We start from the raw sequence: 19,864 nt of genomic DNA on the forward strand, positions 1-19,864 counted from the left end.
TGCCTGACCGGCAGGCAGGTTTGGCTTAGAACAGTAAATACCACCTCCGAATTTCCTTAAACTCAAGTAGCAGTGGCATAATTCAAATCATATAATTTCAATTTCAACTATCAGAACATTTGGTTTAACGAAAAAAATGTTAACTGAGGAAAATATTACCGTATTTCAGGAATTATTACAACAAACTAACATAGCTTCCTTAATTGATACCGTTAATATAAAAGATTCAATAGAGATTATACCGAATACGAATATTATATGGAATTTTCAGAAAAACATTTGGTAAATATTTTGAGCTTTCATGCCTGCCTGTCGGTAGACAGGCTTTGGTGGCGAAAATCCATTTGCCACTAAAGCACCAAAACACAAAAGCCCACCAAAAATCCTTATTCGATATAAACTCTAATAACTATTAAAAAAAACAAAAATGGCTAAGATTCTTATTGTAGATGATGACATTATGATATGTCAGGTATTGGATCATTTTTTGAAAAAAAAAGGTCATGATGCCTGTTTTTTTACTACAGGTAAAAAAGCTATTGATAACTTAAAAACCAATATGGTTGATATTGTTTTCTGTGATTATCGTCTTCCGGATACAGATGGGAAAGAGATGCTGCAGAAAATAAAGGAAATTAATTCTGCTATCCAGGTAATTATTATCACAGCCTATTCCGATATAAAAACCGCTGTGGATATTATTAAAATGGGAGCCTTTGAGTATGTAACTAAGCCTCTTTTACCTGAAGAAATTGTGTTGATGATGGATAGGGCACTGGCTCTGAAAAAAAATATTAATGAGCAAAAAATAGATGTTTCAGAAGATGGTAAACATCCGAAATCCGACAAGCTTATACAGCAAAGCAGTGGAATCCTGGTTTCGGCCAATACCAAAAGTTATATTGTTGGAAGGAGTAAGGAAGCTAAAAAGCTGGAGGCCCAGGTTGAGTTAGTTGCTCCAACTAATTATTCCGTGATTATATACGGTGAAAGTGGTACAGGAAAAGAATCTATCGCGGCCAGTATACATAATTCAAGCTTACGTAAGGATAAACCTTTTGTCGCCGTTGATTGCGGTGCATTAACAAAAGAGCTTGCCGGAAGCGATCTGTTCGGGCATGAAAAGGGAGCTTTTACCGGAGCATTACAATTAAAAATAGGGCAATTTGAATTGGCAAATGAGGGCACTATTTTTTTAGATGAGATAGCAAATCTTTCATATGAAATACAAATTTCTTTATTGCGTGTCATCCAGGAACGAAAAATAAAAAGATTGGGTTCATCCCGGGAAACAAATGTAGATGTCAGAATTATTGCGGCTTCCAATGAGAAGCTGAATGTAGCAACAGCAAGCGGAAAGTTCAGGGAAGATCTATATCACAGGCTTAATGAATTTTCAATTGATCTTTCGCCCTTGCGTGAACGGAATGATGATATTTTAATTTTTGCCGATTTCTTTCTTAAAAATGTAAATATTGAACTCGGAAAAAACATTGAAGGCTTTGTCCCTGAAGTTAAAAAAGTTCTGCTAGAATATAATTGGCCCGGTAATTTGCGGGAGTTGAATAATGTTATAAAAAGAGCTGCCTTACTAAGCAATAAGAGCATGATCACTCTTGAAGTGCTTCCACCGGAAATTATATTTCGTACAAAATTTAACCCGGTAGCCGAGGAGAAGAAAAGCGATCAGCAAAATACCACACCAAAAAAATTTCCCGAATTGAAGTCGGCTGCATTAAATGCGGAGTATGAAAAAATACTGGAAGTTTTGCGTAAAGTAAATTACAACAGATCCAAAGCGGCTCTGCTGTTAAATATTGACAGGAAAACCTTATACAACAAGGTCAAAAATTTTAATTTAATAAATAGCGGCTAAAGCAAAGGAATTAAACCGGATCTCTTCCCTTTATTATCCTTAATAGTATCGCAATTAGGGCAATTACTAACAGGAAATTTATTAATCCACCTGCGCCATAAGCAAAAAAACCAATTGCCCACGCAATGATTGCTATTATTGCAACTGAATAAAGTAAGCTATTCATGATTGAATGATTTAAAGGTTAATAGTTATTTATATGGCCAATTATTATGCCAGCCTATTGTTGTTCTATATTGTTTCTGATAATCGGATGTGAATTTATAGCACGGCACCCTTCGCCAGATTCAAGGTACCTTAATATTCGTTGAGCTTGTCGAAACGAGCGTTAAATACAGTAGCGAATTTGTCATGCACCGTTTCTTAATCAATCAATTCCATACCCCGGTGTTGTGATTGCAAAATGACCTTCCGTATGCTTAATACTTAATACCGGCGGCTTCGCATGATTTACGATCTGTTGCGCAAATCCATTGAGAAAAATGCCTGATATTTTTGATTCATGACCGGTATTTATCACGATAAGGTCACATTTATTTCTTTTGGAATAGCTTAATGCTGCTTTGGCAATATTATCTCCATGGGTAATTGTAATTTTTGATGATAACTTTTCAGAATTAATAATTTTTTTTACAGATTCTATTTTAACATTAAACCTATCAAGCGCTTTGGTTTCTTTTGAGTTAGGAAGTCCGAGAAGATGAATTTTAGCATTAAATATATGTGCGATAACCATAGCCATATTTATTTTTTCCCTGCTATGTAATGAATCGTCAATTGGTATAAGGATATTTTTGAAATCTGATGTTTTCCCATTCTTTTGCATTGTGAGTACAGGAATATTGGAAAGCGTAACCACGCGTTGTGCATTACTTCCAATGAACAGTTCTTTATAACCTGACGCACCATGTGTTCCCATTACAATAAGATCAATACCCTTTTTTTTTGAAAAATCAATTATTTCATCACAGATATTGCCGGTACTGACAAATACTTTACATATTACACCGGATTTCTTTTCGATATTATATCTTATCCCGTCCATTTTTTTCTTTACTTCTACTTCAATAGTTTTAATGGGTGGGACGATAGTTTTCATTTCCGGGACCACGGAAAAATAATATCCGTTAAATTCTACTACATGCAGCAGAAAAATATCTGCTTTTATATGTTTTGCTATTTCTATTGCTTTTGAAGAAGCGATATCAGATGTTTCCGTAAAATCAACCGGAACAAGAATTTTTTTGATAGTTGAGTTCATGAGTATATGTTTTAAGATTTAATCGTTAACCGCTTATCCTTGTGTTTAAATATGTTGTCAAGACTTCCAGTTTCTAAAAACATTTTTTTTCTCTGTAACTCTCTGTGAAACTTCCTTTTTTTCTATGTAATTTTTTTGTTACCCAGGGCTTCACATCTGTGAATCAAAACACTTCGGTGTGCAGGTATGCCGATCGAAAGGAGAATACAGTTTCTAATTGGATTAAATTATATATAGCATCTGTATTACACGAGAACAACAGCGCATTTTTAAGTATTTCATTCTTTCTTTATCACAACCTATGGACTTCCAGTGGTTTAGTTTGTATAGATTCTTATAATGGAATTATTCAGGTTCAGTCTGTCACGCCTTTTGGCGCGATGACTATTTCATCTGGTGCCGGTTTCCGTATCATGATTTCTGTTTTTTTTGGCAATTTGAGCCAGGTTATCAAATGTTGCCGGCACCGATTTTCCGGATAACTTAAAAGTGATCTCACATCAGTAAAATGCGGAGGCTGCATCCCCGGCAAATGCACCTTCTGGATAAGGTTTCAACTGACCATTCAGAGTGACGCTGTCAGCAAAAAACAACTTAACTTCTCCCACGATAGTACTATCATGAATAACCTTTAGTTTTTCATCAAGCAGGCAGGCATATAAATCTTTGTCTGAATTATTCATTTTTGTATAATAATTATCTGCTTTTTTTACTATTCCTTCATACGGTCCCTGCGATCGGGATTTATCCGTTGAAATCAAAAATATTGTGACAAAAATAAATACTGCCAAAAATGCTTTTACCTGCGCAAATTTTAGAATTGTAGTTATAACTTCCATTTTAATTTTATTTTTTTGAGTTTGAGTTTGGATTTAGGTTTAGCTAATACTTTGTCACCCGGCAATGGTTCATCAATACGGGTGGGGTCAATTTTTTCGGGTTCGTTACCTCCCGGCAACGGCCTTGTTGGATCGGGGTTTGGATAGGGCTTTGCCGGAATATATTTTTCAGGGTCGTTGGGAGCCGGGTTATTTGATTTTTTTTGTGAATTTCTTTTCTTTTTTTTCATTTGGAGCTCTTTGCCTGATTGAAAATTTATTTTATACCAAATTGATTTATATATAGTCCAATCAGTATTTGGTATAATACCGATCGGATAGCTGTTTGGGCCAATGCAATTGGATCATTACAGATATCACATCGGTATTACTGCTTTTCTCATTGCTCTTTAAAACCAAAGCCTCCTTTTGACAGGAGGCTGGGTTTGATTTCCTGTTTTCCCTGGGTCGGCTGGCTAAGAGCCCATATTAACCGATCCATGTTGTGAGGGCTTATTTCTAATTTTTTCAGATTTCTATTGATTTTGAAATCTTCATGATTTTGAAATCTTCCCTAAACAGTTAATCGTAGAAGTATATGTAATTATTATGCCAATAGTTATATTATTAATTACTAATGGATTGAGAATAATGGAATCAAATGAATGAGGAATTAATTAAAATATGTGAGAAATATTTTTCCCATTAGAGATTCGAATTAGATTATTATATACAATTTCAAAAAATATATGGGGGAAAATTTAGAGCTTTCGTGCTTTGGTGGCTAAAATTCAATTGCCACTAAAGCACAAAAACACTAAAACCCACAAAAAAGCTTATTCGATATAAACTCTATTAAAGAATAATGACCCAAAATGTAATATGTGTATATTTTTTTCCTGATTAAAGAAGAACAAAATATTTTGTTTCACTTTAAAATAAAGTATACCAGAGGGCTACATGAGTTTGCGAAAAACCAGCCTGTTATCACTTGGTATCACGAGAACTTGTGCATCGGCAGACAGGATGCCTGACAAATTTACCTTTTGCACCTCATCCTACTTTCTCCAAAGAGAAGGTAGCCTGGATGCGAAATTTGTAGTGCTACGTATTACTGCCATTTCAACTAAGAATTTATATGGTTTATCGAAAATCAGCCTTTCGTTAAAACCTCTTTTTATATTTTAAAGGTGTTTTGCTTTAACCCAAATGAAAAAAAGTATCAGTATTAAATTGGCATTTGTAATTGGAATTTTGCTGATACTCACGCTCGTAGTGGGATTAATGGCTTTTTTTCAAACCAGGTATGTAAATGATAAAATAAAACAGATTGCTGATATAGATCATAATACAAGTGTTACGGCATACCAAATGGAGATAAATATAGTTGGGACCAGTTTTGCAGTACTCAGGTATTTGCATGAGCACGACACAACACTTTTAGTAACTATAGAAAAAGAAGAAAAGGATTTTAATATTTTTCAAAATAATTACCGGGAAATATTGCAAACTCCCAAGATCAAAAAACTGGGTCAGGAAGTAGAAAAGTCGCATTCGGAATTTATCCATCTTTCGAAAGTGCTTATAAGTATGGAAAATCAGCAAAGCGAAAAAATAGAAATGCTCCAGGGAAATCTCGCGGAATTAAACAGATTCCTGGAAGAAAAAATACAGGATTCTATAAAAAAACTGGATCTTAATAAATACAGGAAGCTGAAAGCTGCCCTTAAAATGCAGGTAAATGCTAATCATATAAACCGGAACCTTGAAAACTATTTAAGGACTCACCAGGAGAGATTCAAAGATGGAATTATTCAAAATCAGAAGGATTTCAGAACTAATTTTGGTTCATACATGCGTTATACTCATTCGGACAGAAAGCAGCAATTGCTTGCCACTGCCCGAAATAAATTTAATGAAACCGTTGAGTTATCAAAGGCAATAATGAATGTTGAATTGATTAAAGAAGAAAGTCTTTTACAGTTTGAGTTGACTCAAAAACAACTGGTGGTATTATTAGAAAGACAAATTCTAATTCTTGCTCAAAGAAACCTTATAAAGGCGAAGGAAGATGCATTAGATGCTTCGCGTAATTCCATGAGCGTTATAACAATAATACTTATTGCAGGACTTCTGTTTGGAAGTATTATGTCGGTCATTTTTGCCCGCCATATCAGCAGGCCTTTAAAACAACTTGTACAGATTACTAACCTGGTTGCCAAGGGAGATTTTTCACAAAAAGTACGTGTTGCATCTGAAGATGAATTGGGGATTCTTGGCCGCTCATTTAATCTGATGATCGATGAACTGGATCGTATTAAACAACAACAGGCAAAGCTGCTTCTGAAACTTGAGAAGTCTAATAATGAATTAAATGATTTCGCATATGTCGTTTCCCATGATCTCAAGGCCCCGCTCAGGGCCATCAGCACTATTTCTGATTGGGTGGTAACTGATTATATAGACAAGCTGGATCAAAACGGAATTGACCAGCTGCATCTTTTAAAGGACCGGGTAAAACGCATGCAGGATTTGATCGATGGGATTCTTAAATATTCCCGGATTGGAAGACAAGAGGAGGAAAAGGAGATAATTGACATCCGGCAGCTTTTAATTGATACACTGCAATTGATAAACAAGCCGGATAATATTGAAATAAATATACTTGACGGGTTCCCGACACTTTCCTGCCAGAGAGTTCGCATTCAGCAGGTATTTCTGAACCTGATAGAAAATGCTGTAAAGTATATGGACAAGCCTAAAGGAATCATTAATGTTAAATGCAAAGAAGAAAGGGATCAGTATGTTTTCAGTGTGTCTGATAACGGGCCTGGAATAGAAGAAAAATATTTTGAGAAAATATTTCAGATGTTTCAAACATTGAGACCAATTGATGAAAAAGAAAGTACGGGTATTGGGTTGACAATTGTAAAAAAGATTATTGAAAATGCCGGCGGGAAAATATGGGTGGAATCGGAAATAGGCAAGGGTAGCACTTTCTATTTTACAATTGTCAAATAAAATTAACAATCTGTAAGCCGTTTCAATAAATAAAAATTATTCCGTTATGCTCATAAAAATAAATTTTAAGAATTTCTTCCAAATTAAAAGGGCAATTGCACTTTTTAATATTTTACTGATTCTCAATATTGTTTCTGCACAACCGGATGTGGGAATTACCGGGAGTACGTCTCCTATTTCAGGGTGTATGTTGACAGCAAGTGAAACTGTTTCTGTTAAAATATGTAATTATGGTGATTCACTTAAAGTACCCTTTAATGTATCATATATGATCAATAACGGTTCCCCGGTTACAGAAAATGTACCTGCGAACACTATAATGCCCGGCGACACGCTTACCTATTCTTTTTCTACAAAAGCAAATCTTTCATCACCGGGGTCATTTAGCATAAAGGCATATACATCGCTCACCGCTGATGTAAATTCTCTAAATGATACACTTACAATTATCGTCATTTCATATGCTGCTTCCATCGGGGGGAGTGTTTGGGTGGATTCAACGGTTTGCAGTCCTTCTAACAAAGGAATGCTAACATTAAAAGGACATAATGGCAATGTGATACGATGGGAGTCTTCAACAGACGGAGGAACGTCATGGACCGGTATTGCTAATACAGATAGTACTCAGAATTATAACAACCTTACTGTTAAAACCCAGTACCGGGCCGTAGTACAAAATGGTATCTGCCCTATCGCCTTTTCGTCTGATGCCACGATCAAAATTGATGTACCTCCCGTTGGTGGAAGTATAGGCGGAAGTACAGTTGTTTGCAGTTCTGCTAATAATGGAACACTAACCTTGTCTGGTTTTACGGGAACTGTATCCATGTGGAGTTTTTCTTCCGATGGAGGTATAACCTGGAGTACGATTGCTAACACCGGAACTACTCAAACATATTCCAACCTGACCCAAACCCGGCGATATAAGGCTATTATACAAAATGGAGTATGCCCTCCAAAAAGCTCAAGTATTGCCGTTATAAACGTTGATTCGGCAACTGTGGGAGGAACTGTTTCCGGGAGTACCATGGTTTGCAGTGGCATTAATGGTGGAACACTGGAGCTCACTGGTCATGTTGGAGCTATTTTAAGTTGGGAATTTTCAACTGATGGAGGATCAACATGGATGTCTGTTTCTAACACTACGGTTACCCAGAATTATTCTAATCTTACAAATACAACCAGTTACAGAGCTCTTGTTCAAAGTGGAATCTGCCCTTCAGCCTATTCCTCTATTGCCACAGTTACCGTGAATCCATCTCCTTCCTCGGTAGGAGGAAATATATCAGGAAGCACGACCGTATGCAGTAATTCCAACAATGGCACTCTTTTATTAAACGGTTACACCGGAAATATCGTAAAATGGCAATCTGCAGCTGACACAGGGGCCAGCTGGACAGATATTATATATACAAATCCAACGCTGAGTTATACGAATATACCTGCAACAAGATACTACAGGGTTATTGTAAAAAGTGGCACCTGTTTTTCCGACACATCGGATATTGCAATTCTGACCGTTGATTCTGTAAAAGCGGGCGTTGTCAGCTCAAACCAGGTTGTTTGTTCGGGTTCCAATGGTGGAACACTTACTCTTAGTGGATACTTAGGCAGTATTTCCGGATGGCAATTTTCGACTGATTCCGGAAAAACATGGAGTAATTTAGGGAATACTTCCGCTGCTTACCAATATGCAAACCTAATCACTACTACGCAATATCGTGCTCTGGTTAAAAATGGGGTGTGTCCTGTGGTAAGCTCTTCCGCCGCTGTAATTGCAGTTGATCCAGCTACTGTTAAAGGAACGATTTCGGGAGCTGCGACTTTTTGTGGTACCCCGAATAATGGAGTCCTTCAATTAAACGGGCATGTTGGTAATGTATTAAAGTGGCAATATTCATCCAATTCGGGTTCAACATGGATTGATACGAATAAAGCCAATACATCCTGCATGTATAATAATTTGCTCAAAACTTCATGGTACAGGGTAATTGTTCAAAGCGGAGTTTGCAAATCGGATACAACAGCGGTGGCAATTATTTCAATTGATTCCGTGACAGTAGCGGGAACAGTTTCGAAAAGTGATTCGGTTTGTGCTTCATTAAGTAGCGATAGTTTGAGATTAAGCGGTTATACAGGAAACATTTTGAATTGGGAGTATTCCATTGATGGCGGGGGAAGCTGGGTGGCAATACCCAATACTACTCCGGTACAAAAATATAATAATCTTACTGTCACAACAATGTACAGAGCTATTGTCAAAAGCGGGATGTGCAGTGTTAAAACTTCAAATGGAGTTACAATTAAAGTACTTCCCGCTACTGTTGGTGGTATTGTTGAAAATAATACAATTGTTTGCAGCGGTTCCAATTCTGGCACATTGAGGCTATCCAGTTTTGTCGGTAAAATATTAAAATGGGAGTCGTCAACTAATGGCGGAGCAACATGGGAAACTATCGCTAACACTTCCGACACGCTGCATTATTCTAATCTTGTAAATACCACCTGGTACCGGGCGGTTGTTAAAAATGGAATTTGCTCTGAGGAAAATTCGGCGGAAGCCCGTATCGGCGTTGATGCCAGTCCTTATTCTGTAGGAGGAACAGCCTCATCGGACACCACTGTTTGCAGTAATTCAAACAGTGGGCTGATAAAATTAAGCGGGCAAACCGGAAGTGTAATCCGCTGGGAATATTCAATTGATGGCGGAGGCAGTTGGGTCAGACTCTCTAATACAACCGGTACGCAAAGTTATTTTAACCTCAGCGCTACCACTTTGTTTCATGCTGTTGTACAGAGTGGTGTATGCAACGCGGTCAACTCATCGGATGTGGTAATCACTGTTAATCCTAAATCGACTGCCGGAAATATTATTAACAGCGCGTCTGTCTGTAGCGATATAAACAATGGTATGCTCCAGGTTGTAAATTATACAGGGATGCTTGATTGGCAGTCTTCGTCTGATGGAGGGGCCAGCTGGAATGCTATAAGCAATTCCGGCCCCAATCAAAACTATAGCAATTTGACTGCAACTACTTTTTATCGTGTGATCGCGAAGAGCGGTATTTGTCCGGCAGATACTTCCTCGAACGCGGTAATAGTTGTGGACCCACGGCCGACAGCAAGCTTTAATGCATCTGTCACATGCCTGGGCCAGAATACTTTATTTACAAATACTTCAAATGCCAATGGAAGTGTTGTTCAAAGTTACCAATGGGATTTTGGAGATAATACGACTTCCATCGTGGCAAATCCAACACATGAGTATATTAATGGAGGGATTTATAAAGTAATATTAACTATCAACAGTGATAAAGGATGCAGAGATACCTCCGCTGTAAATGTTAAAGTTAATACACCTCCTGCTGCTAACATAGGCACTTCGGGACCTAAACAATTTTGTTCCGGCGGCCAGGTTATTTTATCGGCCCCTTCCGGTTTGACTTACAGTTGGAATACAGGATCTTCTAATCAAACGATAAGTGCTGTTTCTTCAGGCACCTATGCGGTAAAAGTTACGCAGCCTTTAACAGGTTGTTCAAATTCTGATTCTGTAAGTATTAATGTATTTCCGCTGCCTGCAATAGATGCCGGAAAAAATATGACCATAAGTTTAGGAAGCACTATTAATTTGAATGGTACAGGCGGACTATACTATTCATGGAGCCCGCCTGAAGGGATTGACGACCATACGGTTGCCAATCCATCTGTTTTGCCTCTTTCAACAACAACATACTCACTCACGGCTATTGATAATAATGGCTGCGCAAATACAGATTCAGTTACTATATATGTAGTTGCGGATTACAAAATAATTGCGTCAAACATGGTAACGCCAAATGGAGATGGTAAAAATGATACATGGTATATTGAAAACATTGAAAATTATACAAACAATGAGGTGACTATATTTAACAGGTATGGTCAGCAGGTATACCATTCATTTAACTATATAAATAATTGGGATGGCAGATATAACGGGAGTTATCTTCCTGACGGGGCCTATTATTATGTTTTGAATTTTGTTGGTCACGACCAGCTTTTTAAAGGAACAATTACAATTTTAAAAGAACAATAAAATGAAAAAAACATTATTTGTATTGTTTTTTGTTTTGATTAACAAACTATATGGTCAGCAGGTTCCATTGTATAACTTTTATTATCTTAATCCCTATTTGTATAATCCTTCCATGGCCGGGTCGGATAATCATGTAAATGCCTTCCTCTCGCATTGTATCCAATGGAACGACATACAGGGCGCACCTGTTACAAGTATTTTGACAATTGAAGGCCCGGTAAAACACAAAAATGCGGGGCTGGGGCTTAATTTATTCAGCGATGTTACAGATATTTCAAATAAAATTGGCGCATACATTTCATATTCTTATAAATTAAATATTAATGAAAATAATAAGCTGTTAATGGGAATATCATTGGGTGTTCTCAACAGCCGGATTGATTTTTCGAAAGTGATCGTGAAAGATTATACAGATCCTTATCTGCTGAATCAAAATCAGCAAAAATATGCGGCGGATGGCAATATCGGATTTACTTATTTATTGAAAAAACTTCAGGTGGGATTAACAATTCCTCAACTGATGGGAAATTCAATAGAATACTCCGACAATAACGCACGCAGCTATTACAATCTTTCGCGGCATTTTTTAACAAGTGTAAAATATGTTTTTAACATAGGTGACGATAAAAGTGTTCGGTTTGCACCCCTGATAATGGTTCGCGCTACTCCTGGCGCGCCTGTTCAATATGATATAAATGCCGGTATAAGCTGGAAGGAAATGCTGTGGTTTAATTTAAATTACAAGAGTAGTTATGCAATTGGAGTAAGTGCCGCTATTCGAATTCACAATAATTTCAGGTTTGGGTATGCTTATGATATTATTACAAATCCATTGAGTTCATGTGCCGGGATATCTAATCAGGTTATGTTAAGTTATATTATTGGAGGCGTAGAAAAGGATTCAGCTGATGCAAAAATTAAAAAGCAGGAAGCAGCAATTTCAGCGTTTGAAATCAAGCTAAAACAGAGTGAAGAAGAAAACAAACAACTTAAAATGCAAATAGATAACTTAAAATCGGATATTGAAAAAACGACACAGGAAATTGAAATGATGCAATTGGGGTCAGATAAACTGAAAACAGATACGAATGATACTATTACTGCACTTAAGGTACGCCTCCAGTTACTTGAAGATAAATTAAAGCTTATTATATCAATGATGGGAGAATAACATGTTCTGATTATTACTTACCAATTTTACCGAGTATTATTACCCGTTTATCGAAATATGAACCTTAATCCATTATATTCTTGTAAACTTCGTAAACTTACTTATTTGATCAAGTTGTATAGGAATTTGTCAGCCTTATTGAATTAAAATTGGGGTAAAAATAGCTAAAAGATTGTTTAGGAGACGAAAAACCGACAAAGATGAGACCCGGTAAAACAATTCTTCTGATAGAAGATGATCAAGTGGATGCCATGACTGTCGAAAGGGCATTTAGTGAGATAAAAGTTGAAAATTCTATTAAAAAAGTAACTGAGGGAGAGGAGGCGCTTGAATACCTGCAATTAAATAAATCTCAGAGACCAGGAATTATTTTCTTAGATCTGAATATGCCAAGAATGAATGGGATTGAGTTTCTGAATGTTTTAAAAAAAGATAAAGACTTAAAAACTATTCCTGTGGTAATATTTACCACCTCGAATGAAGAAAAGGACAAGCTCGAATGTTTTAGATTGGGAGTAGCCGGATATATGGTAAAACCACTTAATTACAAGGATTTTTTGAAAATAATAGCAGCTATTGATACCTATTGGACGTTTAGCGAAATGTTAAATTAATTTTTCAGGAAACTCCGAAACAGAAGCCGAAATAAGTTTAATTGCTCTTTATACAACCTGATAATGATTAATAGTGAATATAAAATATTGTTAGTGGAAGACGATCCCATTGACCGTATGGCTTTTAAAAGGTTCGTACAAAACGAAAACCTGCAATATGAATATAGAATTGTGGAATCTATAACGGAAGCGAAAAGGCTGATATCTGACTTTAAGTTTGAAGCTATTATTACGGATTACCTTCTTGGGGATGGAACCGGATTTGATATTTTAAATCTCGTAAAAGATATTCCTATAATTTTTGTTACAGGGGCCGGAAATGAACAAATAGCTGTCAGAGCCATTAAAACAGGTGCTTATGACTATCTTATTAAAGACATTGACAGGAATTATCTTCGTTTTTTGCCTGTAACACTGGACAATGCTATTAAGCATAAAAAAGCGGAGGAAGAATTAAAATTGGCAGAACAAAAAATAGATAAACTTTCATGGATAGCGAGCAAAACAGACAATGCCATTATTATTGCCAATCCCGGTGGCCGGATCGAATGGGTAAATGAAGGTTTTACAAGACTCTCACATTATACACTTGAAGAGGTAAAAGGAACGTATGGTGAAATATTAAGAAAGGGCGAGTCTACAGGCCTTACTCCCGGAAATATCCAATATGAAACGCTTCAAAAAGATAAAACATCAGTAACATATGAGGCTCAAAATTATACTAAGGAAGGAACACCTTATTGGATAGTAAGTACACTTACACCTGCATTGAATCAAAATGGCGAAATAGAAAGAATTATTGTTATCGATTCTGATATCACAGTGAGGAAGCAAATGGAAAAAGAATTGGTTATTGCAAAGTATGTGGCGGAAGATTCCTTCCAAAAAGTAAATGAAACACTTCGTAAATTAATGAGTATGCAAAAGCAACTGGAAGAAACTGTAAGAATGAAGGAGAAATTTATAGCTGATATGAGTCATGAAATACAAACTTCTATGAATAGCATTATCAATCTTGCAGATACATTACTCAAAACCAATTTAAATGAAGATCAGGTAGCCTATATTGATGTTATTAAGAAATCAGGAGTTAAATTGCTTCTTGAAATAAAGGATATCATTGATCTTTCTAAAAGAGACGCTCATAAAATGATTCCTGAAAAATAATCCTCTCTTTTAAAATTTCCGGATAAGCATCTAATTAAAGACTTTGCGGTCCTGGTGTCCTTGCGAAAAAAATAAATGGAAACTTGACGTATGTCCTTAATTATTCTCCGCTATTTCTTCATAGATTTTTTCTGCATTTTTTGCGTTATCTGCCAGGGGAATTGCAAGCAGGGGAAGACGGGTATGAAAACTCATTTTTCGGGTAGTGTTTGCAATAGGATCGAATGCTTTTTTAATCAATGGTTTTTTTCCAACCGGCATGGCGAGCCAACTCGCATTGCTCCGTATGCAAAAATCATTGAGTCCTTCAATAATATTGTCGTAATGCGCCATTTGCATATTTGATTTTTTATATGACATCCTTTTTTTTAATGTCTCTGAAAATTTTTCAAACAGGACTTTTTCAAATTTTCCGGATAACACATAATTGGTAATATTAAGAACGATAATGTTTGCATTAAATTCTTTTGTAAATTCAACAAGGAAATCAAGTGCGGTGATATCTTCTTCATGACATTCAGTAGCGAAAATAACCGTTTGTATTTCATTAAACAGGGTGCCTTTTGGCACCACAAGCACCGGCACGTTTGACCTTTTTATCATGTCCCAGGTGTGGCTGCCCAACAATAATTCTCTGAAACTATTACTGTTGCGTGTGCCAATTATAATAAGATCAGCCTTTATTTCGCTTATTTCCCCGCGGATCTGATTTATTATTTTTCCTTCACGAACAACACAGCTGTATTGCAGTTCATCCGGCGTTATATTTAAAGTGGCAAGAAGTCCATCAACATGATCAATAAGTTTTGTCAACTCATATTCCACCGGGTTAGCATCAGTTTTTTCGAAGTTGAATGAATCTATGATTGATGAAAAGGAGGGAGGATATACATGAAGCACCTCTAACTGTGAGCTGGTAAATTTTGCAAAAAGCACCGCATAATATTCAGCATCGATTGCTTCATTTGAATAGTCGGTTGCGAGCAGGATCTTAAAATTCTCATCCATCTTTAGTTAAAGCATATGTTTTGTAGTTTGTTGATAATAATAAAAAATTATGGGTAAAAAGCAAGAGCAGCCTTACGGGGCTGCTCTCTATCCCTAATCAGGAAATCGGAATTTCCTTTTTAGGTTTTGAAACAGTTATCTCCTTTTTGGGGATTTCAATTTTTAAAATGCCGTCTTCATATTTAGCTTCAATTTTCTCAGCTTTACTGTTTTCCGGTAACCGGAATGAACGTGAAAAGTTTTCGTATGAAAATTCCCGGCACCTGTAACCTGTATCCTTTTTCTCCTTGTTCTCCTTGTTTTCGGTGCTGATGCAAATTGTATTGTCATCCAGTTCCACTTTAAAATCTCCCTTGCTCAATCCCGGAGCTGCAAGTTCAATCAGATAATCCTTTTCTCTTTCAATGATGTTTGCATATGGAGTTTTATAAAAGAAGTCCCCGGCAATAGGTCCTGCGCTTGTGTCAAGAAATCCTGGCCCCAAAAACCTATCTGTTTCGAAAATATCGGTGAGTAATGATGGAAAGGGTATTCCGTTCTTTTTAATTATGAGTGTCATTATAAATAAATTTTTTGTTAAAATATTATTTAGGATGTAAACTTCAAAAAATGGCTTCTGTTTTACGATCAGAAATGGCGTGCAATGTTTTAATGATGTTCTCTTCTCCGGCATATTGTATCTGGGCTTCTTCATTGCTTCCGCGCGTTTCATTTAAAATATGACCGAGGGTAACAATGCCTTTCAGGTTCCGGTCTTTGTCTACAACCGGAACTCTGCCTACTTGCTTGGTTCTCATTATTTTTAAAGCGGTTTGTATGTTGTCATCGGGCAGGCAGGTATGTACTTCTTTATTCTTTATAATATCCTGGATTTTAATTTCGGAAGCACTCTTTTTACTATCTTTTCCAAGCGACAGGCAAATATCACGATCGGTGACCATGCCAACAACCTTCTTATTTTCATCCAACACCGGTAATGAGCCAATATTAGCATTCGACAACCGTTCTATTGCGGACTGCACTGTTTCGTTTTTATCGCAATACTTTGGTGATTTAACCATAATTTCTTGAATTGTTTTCATGTTTTTTTATTTTTTATTGTTTATACTTTCTCGGTATTTTATCCGGAACTGGTTTGCTGTTTTTGTTTTTCAGCTTTTGTATCTGCTGTCTTCTGTAACTTTTGTTTCTGTCTTGTTATTGTACTTCTGACCTAAGTTGCAATAGTTGTTCCTATTAAAAAAGCCAGTACCGAGATTAGATTTTTTGTTTTCATGTTGTCGATTATTAAGAGACTGTTTAAATTTCATATAAAATAAATGTTATGTCGCCCCGATGGGGCTTCGCATCATTGGGTTTTAATTTTCTACCAAGATTTCGCTCCTAACGGAGCTATTAAAATCCCGTAGGGATGGAATCTTGGTAGAAAAATTATACTATGATCATTCAAGAACAATACCAAAATGAAAACCTCTCTTAATTTCCCCGCCTATATGGATAACCGGTTCTTTTTCCGATTATAGTTGAGCAAGGGCGGCCTCACTATAGGGAATAAAATACTTATTGTACATCAGGATTGTTGTGGCTTCTACTTATTTGTTTGGTCGGCTGGAGCAAATGTTAAAATCTGCCGTTAGGATACATCTCTGAATTATTTATAATGGTTATTTGCTGTTTCCTGAAGGATAATTACTTCCCGGTTTTGGCACATTGTTCCACATAATGGGATAATTTTTACACAAAGTGATTCAGTATTGGCTATGTAACGATGATTGTTATCGGAATAAGGCTTTGGTATCTTTCTTGAATAACTGTGATGTGAATTTATTAACCATATAAAAAAGCTAAAAATGAAAACAAACACAAATTCCAGAGCAACAAATCGTTTGGCTAAAAAAAGCAAAAAGGAAGAGTCCTTAGAAGAAAGCGAGGTTATAGATTCGGCCTTAGGTGAGTTATTTATTAATGAATTAAAGGATATTTACTGGGCTGAAAAGGCCTTATCGAATGCTATACCTGGAATGATCAACGAAACGACTTCCGATGAATTAGCAAAGGCCCTTGCGGAGCGTTTATCCTTAACAAAAGACCATATAACGCGGGTAGAAGAAGTTTTCGCATTGATTGGTGTGAGTGCCCAGCTAAAAAAATGTGAAGCGATGATCGCTTTGATTAAAGAGGCCAGGGAAATTGTGGAAAGTACCCAAAGGGGATATGTACGTGATGCTGGAATTATTTCAGCCATTCAGAAGGCAGGACACTATAGTATAGCAACTTATGGAACGTTATGTGCATTCGCAAATATATTAGGTGAAGAAAAGGCTTCTACATTACTTACTGAAATATTGAATGAAGAGATTGAGAGTGATAAAAAATTATCCCGGGTAGCTGAATTCTCAATTTATTTTGAAGTCGCTGATCAAGACTAAAAAAGATTTGTATAACAATCCGGAATTCATGAATATTTTTTTTTGGGTACCCAATAGTTAATTTAAGTACCCATACATTATGTGAAATATATTTGAAACTATCCTCTGATTCGAAAACGTTGAAAATGAAAGAAACGATTCTTATTATAGAAGATAACACAGATTTACGTGAAAATACCGCTGAACTTTTGGAAATAGCAGGTTACAATACCATTATAGCCAATAATGGCAAGCAGGGTTTGGAATCGGCCAGTAAATATAAGCCCAACCTGATACTGTGCGATATTGTTATGCGGGAAGTGGATGGTTATGATGTATTACGCACATTAGAAAATACGCCGGAGGGAAGTAGAATTCCCTTCGTTTTTATAACTGCCAAGTCCGAGAAATCAGATTTGAGAAAAGGAATAGATTTAGGAGCAGATGATTACATTACAAAACCATTTACCGAGGAAGATTTGTTAAAAACTGTTGCTGAAAGATTGAAAAAAACCATTGCTTAATAGAGTTTATATCGAATAAATTTTTTTGTGGGTTTTAGTGCTTTTGTGCTTTAGTGGCAATCGGATTTTGGCCATCAAAGCCTGTCTGCCGGGCAGGTTTTTCCCATATATATTTTTTGAAATTGTATATAATAATCTAATTCGGTATGATCTAATGAAATAGTTGAAAATGTCATTAAGGGATTGGATTAGATCCCGTAAAGGAATTGTTTCAAATTTTATTTTCAGAAATTATGGGATTAATTTGCCTGCAAATATTTTTTACTATTTCTACCAATTCATTAAATCCACAAGGTTTGGTAATACAATTTAATACTCCCAGGCGGTATACAAATAAATAATCCTCCTTAGAAATGGAGGTGGAGAAAATAATAATATTCAATTTGTTGAGATATGGGTTTGATCTTATTTCCCCCAAAGCAGCTCTGCCATCTTTCTTGGGCATATTAAGATCTAATAAAATCAGATCCGGAACCTGATCTCTTTTTTCATTCATTGCCAATGGCATGAGATATTCCATTAACTGTTCTCCATTTGTAACAAAATCAACTCGGTGCATCAATTTTGCCTCTTTAAAAGCAAGTGCAAGCAATTGTCTGTCGTCAGGATCATCTTCTGCTATAAGAATTTTCAGTATTTGACTTTTGAGCATTGATTTCATATGGAGTTTGATTTATTGGAAGAGAGATCGTAAATATTGATCCTTCATTGAGCTTTCCTTTTGCACTAATAAATCCTTTGTGTTGCTCAACAATTTTTTTGCAGATAGCCAGTCCGATTCCTGTCCCTTCGAATACGGCACTATCATTCAGTCGTTTAAACAAAGTAAATATTTGTTCTGAATAGGAATCGTCAAACCCAATACCATTATCCTTTATATAGATATTACAATATAATTGAGGGACAACATTGGCTTTATCTTCAGTCTGGACCATTTTACTGCTAATATCATACGTAATGTTTATTTCAGGATCGGTATTGGGGCGTAAAAATTTTAATGCATTTCCAATAATATTCTGGAATAATTGCCTGATCTGTCCCGGGTTTACATATAAATCAGGTAATTCACAAATGTTAATTTTCGCATTAGTTTCTTCTATTATCATTTCAAGATCGACCAGTATCTCCTGAATAATAATGTTCAGATCAGATTTAACAAGAGAAGCGCTGTCGATTGTTAGTCTGGAGTAAGACAGAATATCCTTGATAAGGTTTTGCAAACGTTCTGCTCCCTTTTGTATTCTATTTATATAATATTGTCCTTCCTCATCTATAACAGAGGTGTATTTATTCTTCAGTAGGTCTCCATACGTCCGGATTTTCCGAAGAGGTTCTTGCAGATCATGTGAAGCCACGTATGCAAATCGTGCAAGTTCTGTATTGGCATTTTCAAGGTTTTCTATGTTTTCAATCAATTGTATGTTTAGCTGGTTAACCTGGTTTTCTGAAAACTTCCGCACACGTATCTCATCAGCAAGGTCTTTATTTATAGACTTTAAACTTTGCTCCTGAATCATAAGCTGATGAGTCTTTTTATAGAGGTCAATAAAAACAGCCACTTTGGCTTTTAACAATTGTGGATTGATCGGTTTATAAATATAATCCACAGCTCCTGTTTTATATCCTTCGTAAACCTTGTCGTCACTATAACTATACGCAGTAATAAATATAATTGGAATATGTTTGAGTTTATCTCTTTCATATATTAAAGAAGCGGTCTCAAACCCGGAAAGGCCGGGCATCTTAACGTCCATCAACACTAAGTTAAAATTCTGGTCCTTGAGCAGGATCTTTAAAGCCTGCCGGCCTGAATTTGCCTTGATAAACTCATACCCATCCGATGCCAAGATAGTTTCTATTGAAAGTAAATTATCTTCCCGGTCATCTACCAATAAAATTTTTATGCCAGACATGTGTT

General features: G+C 36.2%; 17 protein-coding genes. 8 read left to right on the plus strand and 9 right to left on the minus strand.

Annotation, left to right across the window (positions count from 1 at the left end; translation table 11 throughout):
- Positions 1 to 427: 427 nt before the first annotated feature.
- Positions 428 to 1,876: a sigma-54-dependent Fis family transcriptional regulator gene (locus tag HYU69_09080; GenBank protein ID MBI2270492.1), complete on the plus strand. Its 1,449-nt coding sequence runs from the start codon at positions 428 to 430 to the stop codon at positions 1,874 to 1,876.
- Positions 1,877 to 1,886: 10 nt separating this feature from the next.
- Here HYU69_09080 and HYU69_09085 read toward each other — a convergent pair whose 3' ends face one another.
- From HYU69_09085 to HYU69_09100, 4 genes are all read right to left on the minus strand, one after another.
- A complete protein-coding gene (locus HYU69_09085) occupies positions 1,887 to 2,042 on the minus strand; it encodes a lmo0937 family membrane protein (GenBank protein MBI2270493.1) in 156 nt (51 codons plus the stop codon).
- A gap of 201 nt (positions 2,043 to 2,243) precedes the next feature.
- Positions 2,244 to 3,137: a universal stress protein gene (locus tag HYU69_09090; GenBank protein ID MBI2270494.1), complete on the minus strand. Its 894-nt coding sequence runs from the start codon at positions 3,135 to 3,137 to the stop codon at positions 2,244 to 2,246.
- A 500-nt stretch (positions 3,138 to 3,637) separates the two neighbouring features.
- Positions 3,638 to 3,976 carry a hypothetical protein gene (locus HYU69_09095; GenBank protein MBI2270495.1) on the minus strand — a complete coding sequence of 113 codons (339 nt, stop codon included), beginning with the start codon at positions 3,974 to 3,976 and terminating at the stop codon, positions 3,638 to 3,640.
- Positions 3,964 to 4,206 carry a hypothetical protein gene (locus HYU69_09100; GenBank protein MBI2270496.1) on the minus strand — a complete coding sequence of 81 codons (243 nt, stop codon included), beginning with the start codon at positions 4,204 to 4,206 and terminating at the stop codon, positions 3,964 to 3,966. The genes HYU69_09095 and HYU69_09100 overlap by 13 nt, the downstream gene beginning before the upstream one ends.
- Positions 4,207 to 5,164: 958 nt before the next feature.
- Here HYU69_09100 and HYU69_09105 point away from each other — a divergent pair.
- From HYU69_09105 to HYU69_09125, 5 genes are all read left to right on the plus strand, one after another.
- Positions 5,165 to 6,976, plus strand: coding sequence for a HAMP domain-containing protein (locus tag HYU69_09105; protein ID MBI2270497.1), 1,812 nt, complete (start codon positions 5,165 to 5,167; stop codon positions 6,974 to 6,976).
- A gap of 46 nt (positions 6,977 to 7,022) precedes the next feature.
- On the plus strand, positions 7,023 to 11,054 hold the full coding sequence (locus HYU69_09110; protein ID MBI2270498.1) for a gliding motility-associated C-terminal domain-containing protein: 4,032 nt from the start codon (positions 7,023 to 7,025) through the stop codon (positions 11,052 to 11,054).
- A 1-nt stretch (position 11,055) separates the two neighbouring features.
- Positions 11,056 to 12,225 carry a PorP/SprF family type IX secretion system membrane protein gene (locus HYU69_09115; protein ID MBI2270499.1) on the plus strand — a complete coding sequence of 390 codons (1,170 nt, stop codon included), beginning with the start codon at positions 11,056 to 11,058 and terminating at the stop codon, positions 12,223 to 12,225.
- A 200-nt stretch (positions 12,226 to 12,425) separates the two neighbouring features.
- Entirely contained in the window at positions 12,426 to 12,839 is a 414-nt protein-coding gene (locus HYU69_09120; protein ID MBI2270500.1) for a response regulator, read from the plus strand.
- 63 nt (positions 12,840 to 12,902) lie between these two features.
- The gene (locus tag HYU69_09125; GenBank protein MBI2270501.1) at positions 12,903 to 14,006 is read left to right on the plus strand and encodes a response regulator; all 1,104 of its coding nucleotides are present in this window, start codon (positions 12,903 to 12,905) and stop codon (positions 14,004 to 14,006) included.
- A 96-nt stretch (positions 14,007 to 14,102) separates the two neighbouring features.
- On the opposite strand, the gene HYU69_09130 is transcribed toward HYU69_09125, so the two are convergent.
- The 3 genes from HYU69_09130 to HYU69_09140 all read right to left on the minus strand — a co-directional run bounded on the left by HYU69_09130 (position 14,103) and on the right by HYU69_09140 (position 16,096).
- A complete protein-coding gene (locus HYU69_09130; protein ID MBI2270502.1) occupies positions 14,103 to 15,014 on the minus strand; it encodes a universal stress protein in 912 nt (303 codons plus the stop codon).
- Between the two features lie 97 nt (positions 15,015 to 15,111).
- Entirely contained in the window at positions 15,112 to 15,573 is a 462-nt protein-coding gene (locus HYU69_09135; protein MBI2270503.1) for an Hsp20/alpha crystallin family protein, read from the minus strand.
- A 43-nt stretch (positions 15,574 to 15,616) separates the two neighbouring features.
- Positions 15,617 to 16,096 carry a CBS domain-containing protein gene (locus tag HYU69_09140; protein ID MBI2270504.1) on the minus strand — a complete coding sequence of 160 codons (480 nt, stop codon included), beginning with the start codon at positions 16,094 to 16,096 and terminating at the stop codon, positions 15,617 to 15,619.
- A 768-nt stretch (positions 16,097 to 16,864) separates the two neighbouring features.
- On the opposite strand from HYU69_09140, the gene HYU69_09145 reads away from it, so the two are divergent.
- Positions 16,865 to 17,443, plus strand: a complete 579-nt coding sequence (locus tag HYU69_09145; protein ID MBI2270505.1) for a ferritin-like domain-containing protein — start codon at positions 16,865 to 16,867, stop codon at positions 17,441 to 17,443.
- 125 nt (positions 17,444 to 17,568) lie between these two features.
- Positions 17,569 to 17,946, plus strand: coding sequence for a response regulator (locus HYU69_09150; protein MBI2270506.1), 378 nt, complete (start codon positions 17,569 to 17,571; stop codon positions 17,944 to 17,946).
- Positions 17,947 to 18,157: 211 nt separating this feature from the next.
- On the opposite strand, the gene HYU69_09155 is transcribed toward HYU69_09150, so the two are convergent.
- Together HYU69_09155 and HYU69_09160 are read right to left on the minus strand one after the other, a co-directional pair.
- Positions 18,158 to 18,607 carry a response regulator gene (locus tag HYU69_09155; protein ID MBI2270507.1) on the minus strand — a complete coding sequence of 150 codons (450 nt, stop codon included), beginning with the start codon at positions 18,605 to 18,607 and terminating at the stop codon, positions 18,158 to 18,160.
- Complete coding sequence (locus HYU69_09160; GenBank protein MBI2270508.1) at positions 18,555 to 19,859, minus strand: response regulator; 1,305 nt, start codon at positions 19,857 to 19,859, stop codon at positions 18,555 to 18,557. The genes HYU69_09155 and HYU69_09160 overlap by 53 nt, the downstream gene beginning before the upstream one ends.
- Positions 19,860 to 19,864 lie beyond the last annotated feature (5 nt).

It is taken from the genome of Bacteroidota bacterium, assembly GCA_016183775.1.
Classification (GTDB): Bacteria; Bacteroidota; Bacteroidia; order JABDFU01; family JABDFU01; genus JABDFU01.

Coding starts and splice junctions, on each gene's coding strand:
- HYU69_09080 (MBI2270492.1), top strand. CDS start 428: ATGGCTAAGATTCTTATTGTAGATGATGACATTATGATATGTCAGGTA.
- HYU69_09085 (MBI2270493.1), bottom strand. CDS start 2,042: ATGAATAGCTTACTTTATTCAGTTGCAATAATAGCAATCATTGCGTGG.
- HYU69_09090 (MBI2270494.1), bottom strand. CDS start 3,137: ATGAACTCAACTATCAAAAAAATTCTTGTTCCGGTTGATTTTACGGAA.
- HYU69_09095 (MBI2270495.1), bottom strand. CDS start 3,976: ATGGAAGTTATAACTACAATTCTAAAATTTGCGCAGGTAAAAGCATTT.
- HYU69_09100 (MBI2270496.1), bottom strand. CDS start 4,206: ATGAAAAAAAAGAAAAGAAATTCACAAAAAAAATCAAATAACCCGGCT.
- HYU69_09105 (MBI2270497.1), top strand. CDS start 5,165: ATGAAAAAAAGTATCAGTATTAAATTGGCATTTGTAATTGGAATTTTG.
- HYU69_09110 (MBI2270498.1), top strand. CDS start 7,023: ATGCTCATAAAAATAAATTTTAAGAATTTCTTCCAAATTAAAAGGGCA.
- HYU69_09115 (MBI2270499.1), top strand. CDS start 11,056: ATGAAAAAAACATTATTTGTATTGTTTTTTGTTTTGATTAACAAACTA.
- HYU69_09120 (MBI2270500.1), top strand. CDS start 12,426: ATGAGACCCGGTAAAACAATTCTTCTGATAGAAGATGATCAAGTGGAT.
- HYU69_09125 (MBI2270501.1), top strand. CDS start 12,903: ATGATTAATAGTGAATATAAAATATTGTTAGTGGAAGACGATCCCATT.
- HYU69_09130 (MBI2270502.1), bottom strand. CDS start 15,014: ATGGATGAGAATTTTAAGATCCTGCTCGCAACCGACTATTCAAATGAA.
- HYU69_09135 (MBI2270503.1), bottom strand. CDS start 15,573: ATGACACTCATAATTAAAAAGAACGGAATACCCTTTCCATCATTACTC.
- HYU69_09140 (MBI2270504.1), bottom strand. CDS start 16,096: ATGAAAACAATTCAAGAAATTATGGTTAAATCACCAAAGTATTGCGAT.
- HYU69_09145 (MBI2270505.1), top strand. CDS start 16,865: ATGAAAACAAACACAAATTCCAGAGCAACAAATCGTTTGGCTAAAAAA.
- HYU69_09150 (MBI2270506.1), top strand. CDS start 17,569: ATGAAAGAAACGATTCTTATTATAGAAGATAACACAGATTTACGTGAA.
- HYU69_09155 (MBI2270507.1), bottom strand. CDS start 18,607: ATGAAATCAATGCTCAAAAGTCAAATACTGAAAATTCTTATAGCAGAA.
- HYU69_09160 (MBI2270508.1), bottom strand. CDS start 19,859: ATGTCTGGCATAAAAATTTTATTGGTAGATGACCGGGAAGATAATTTA.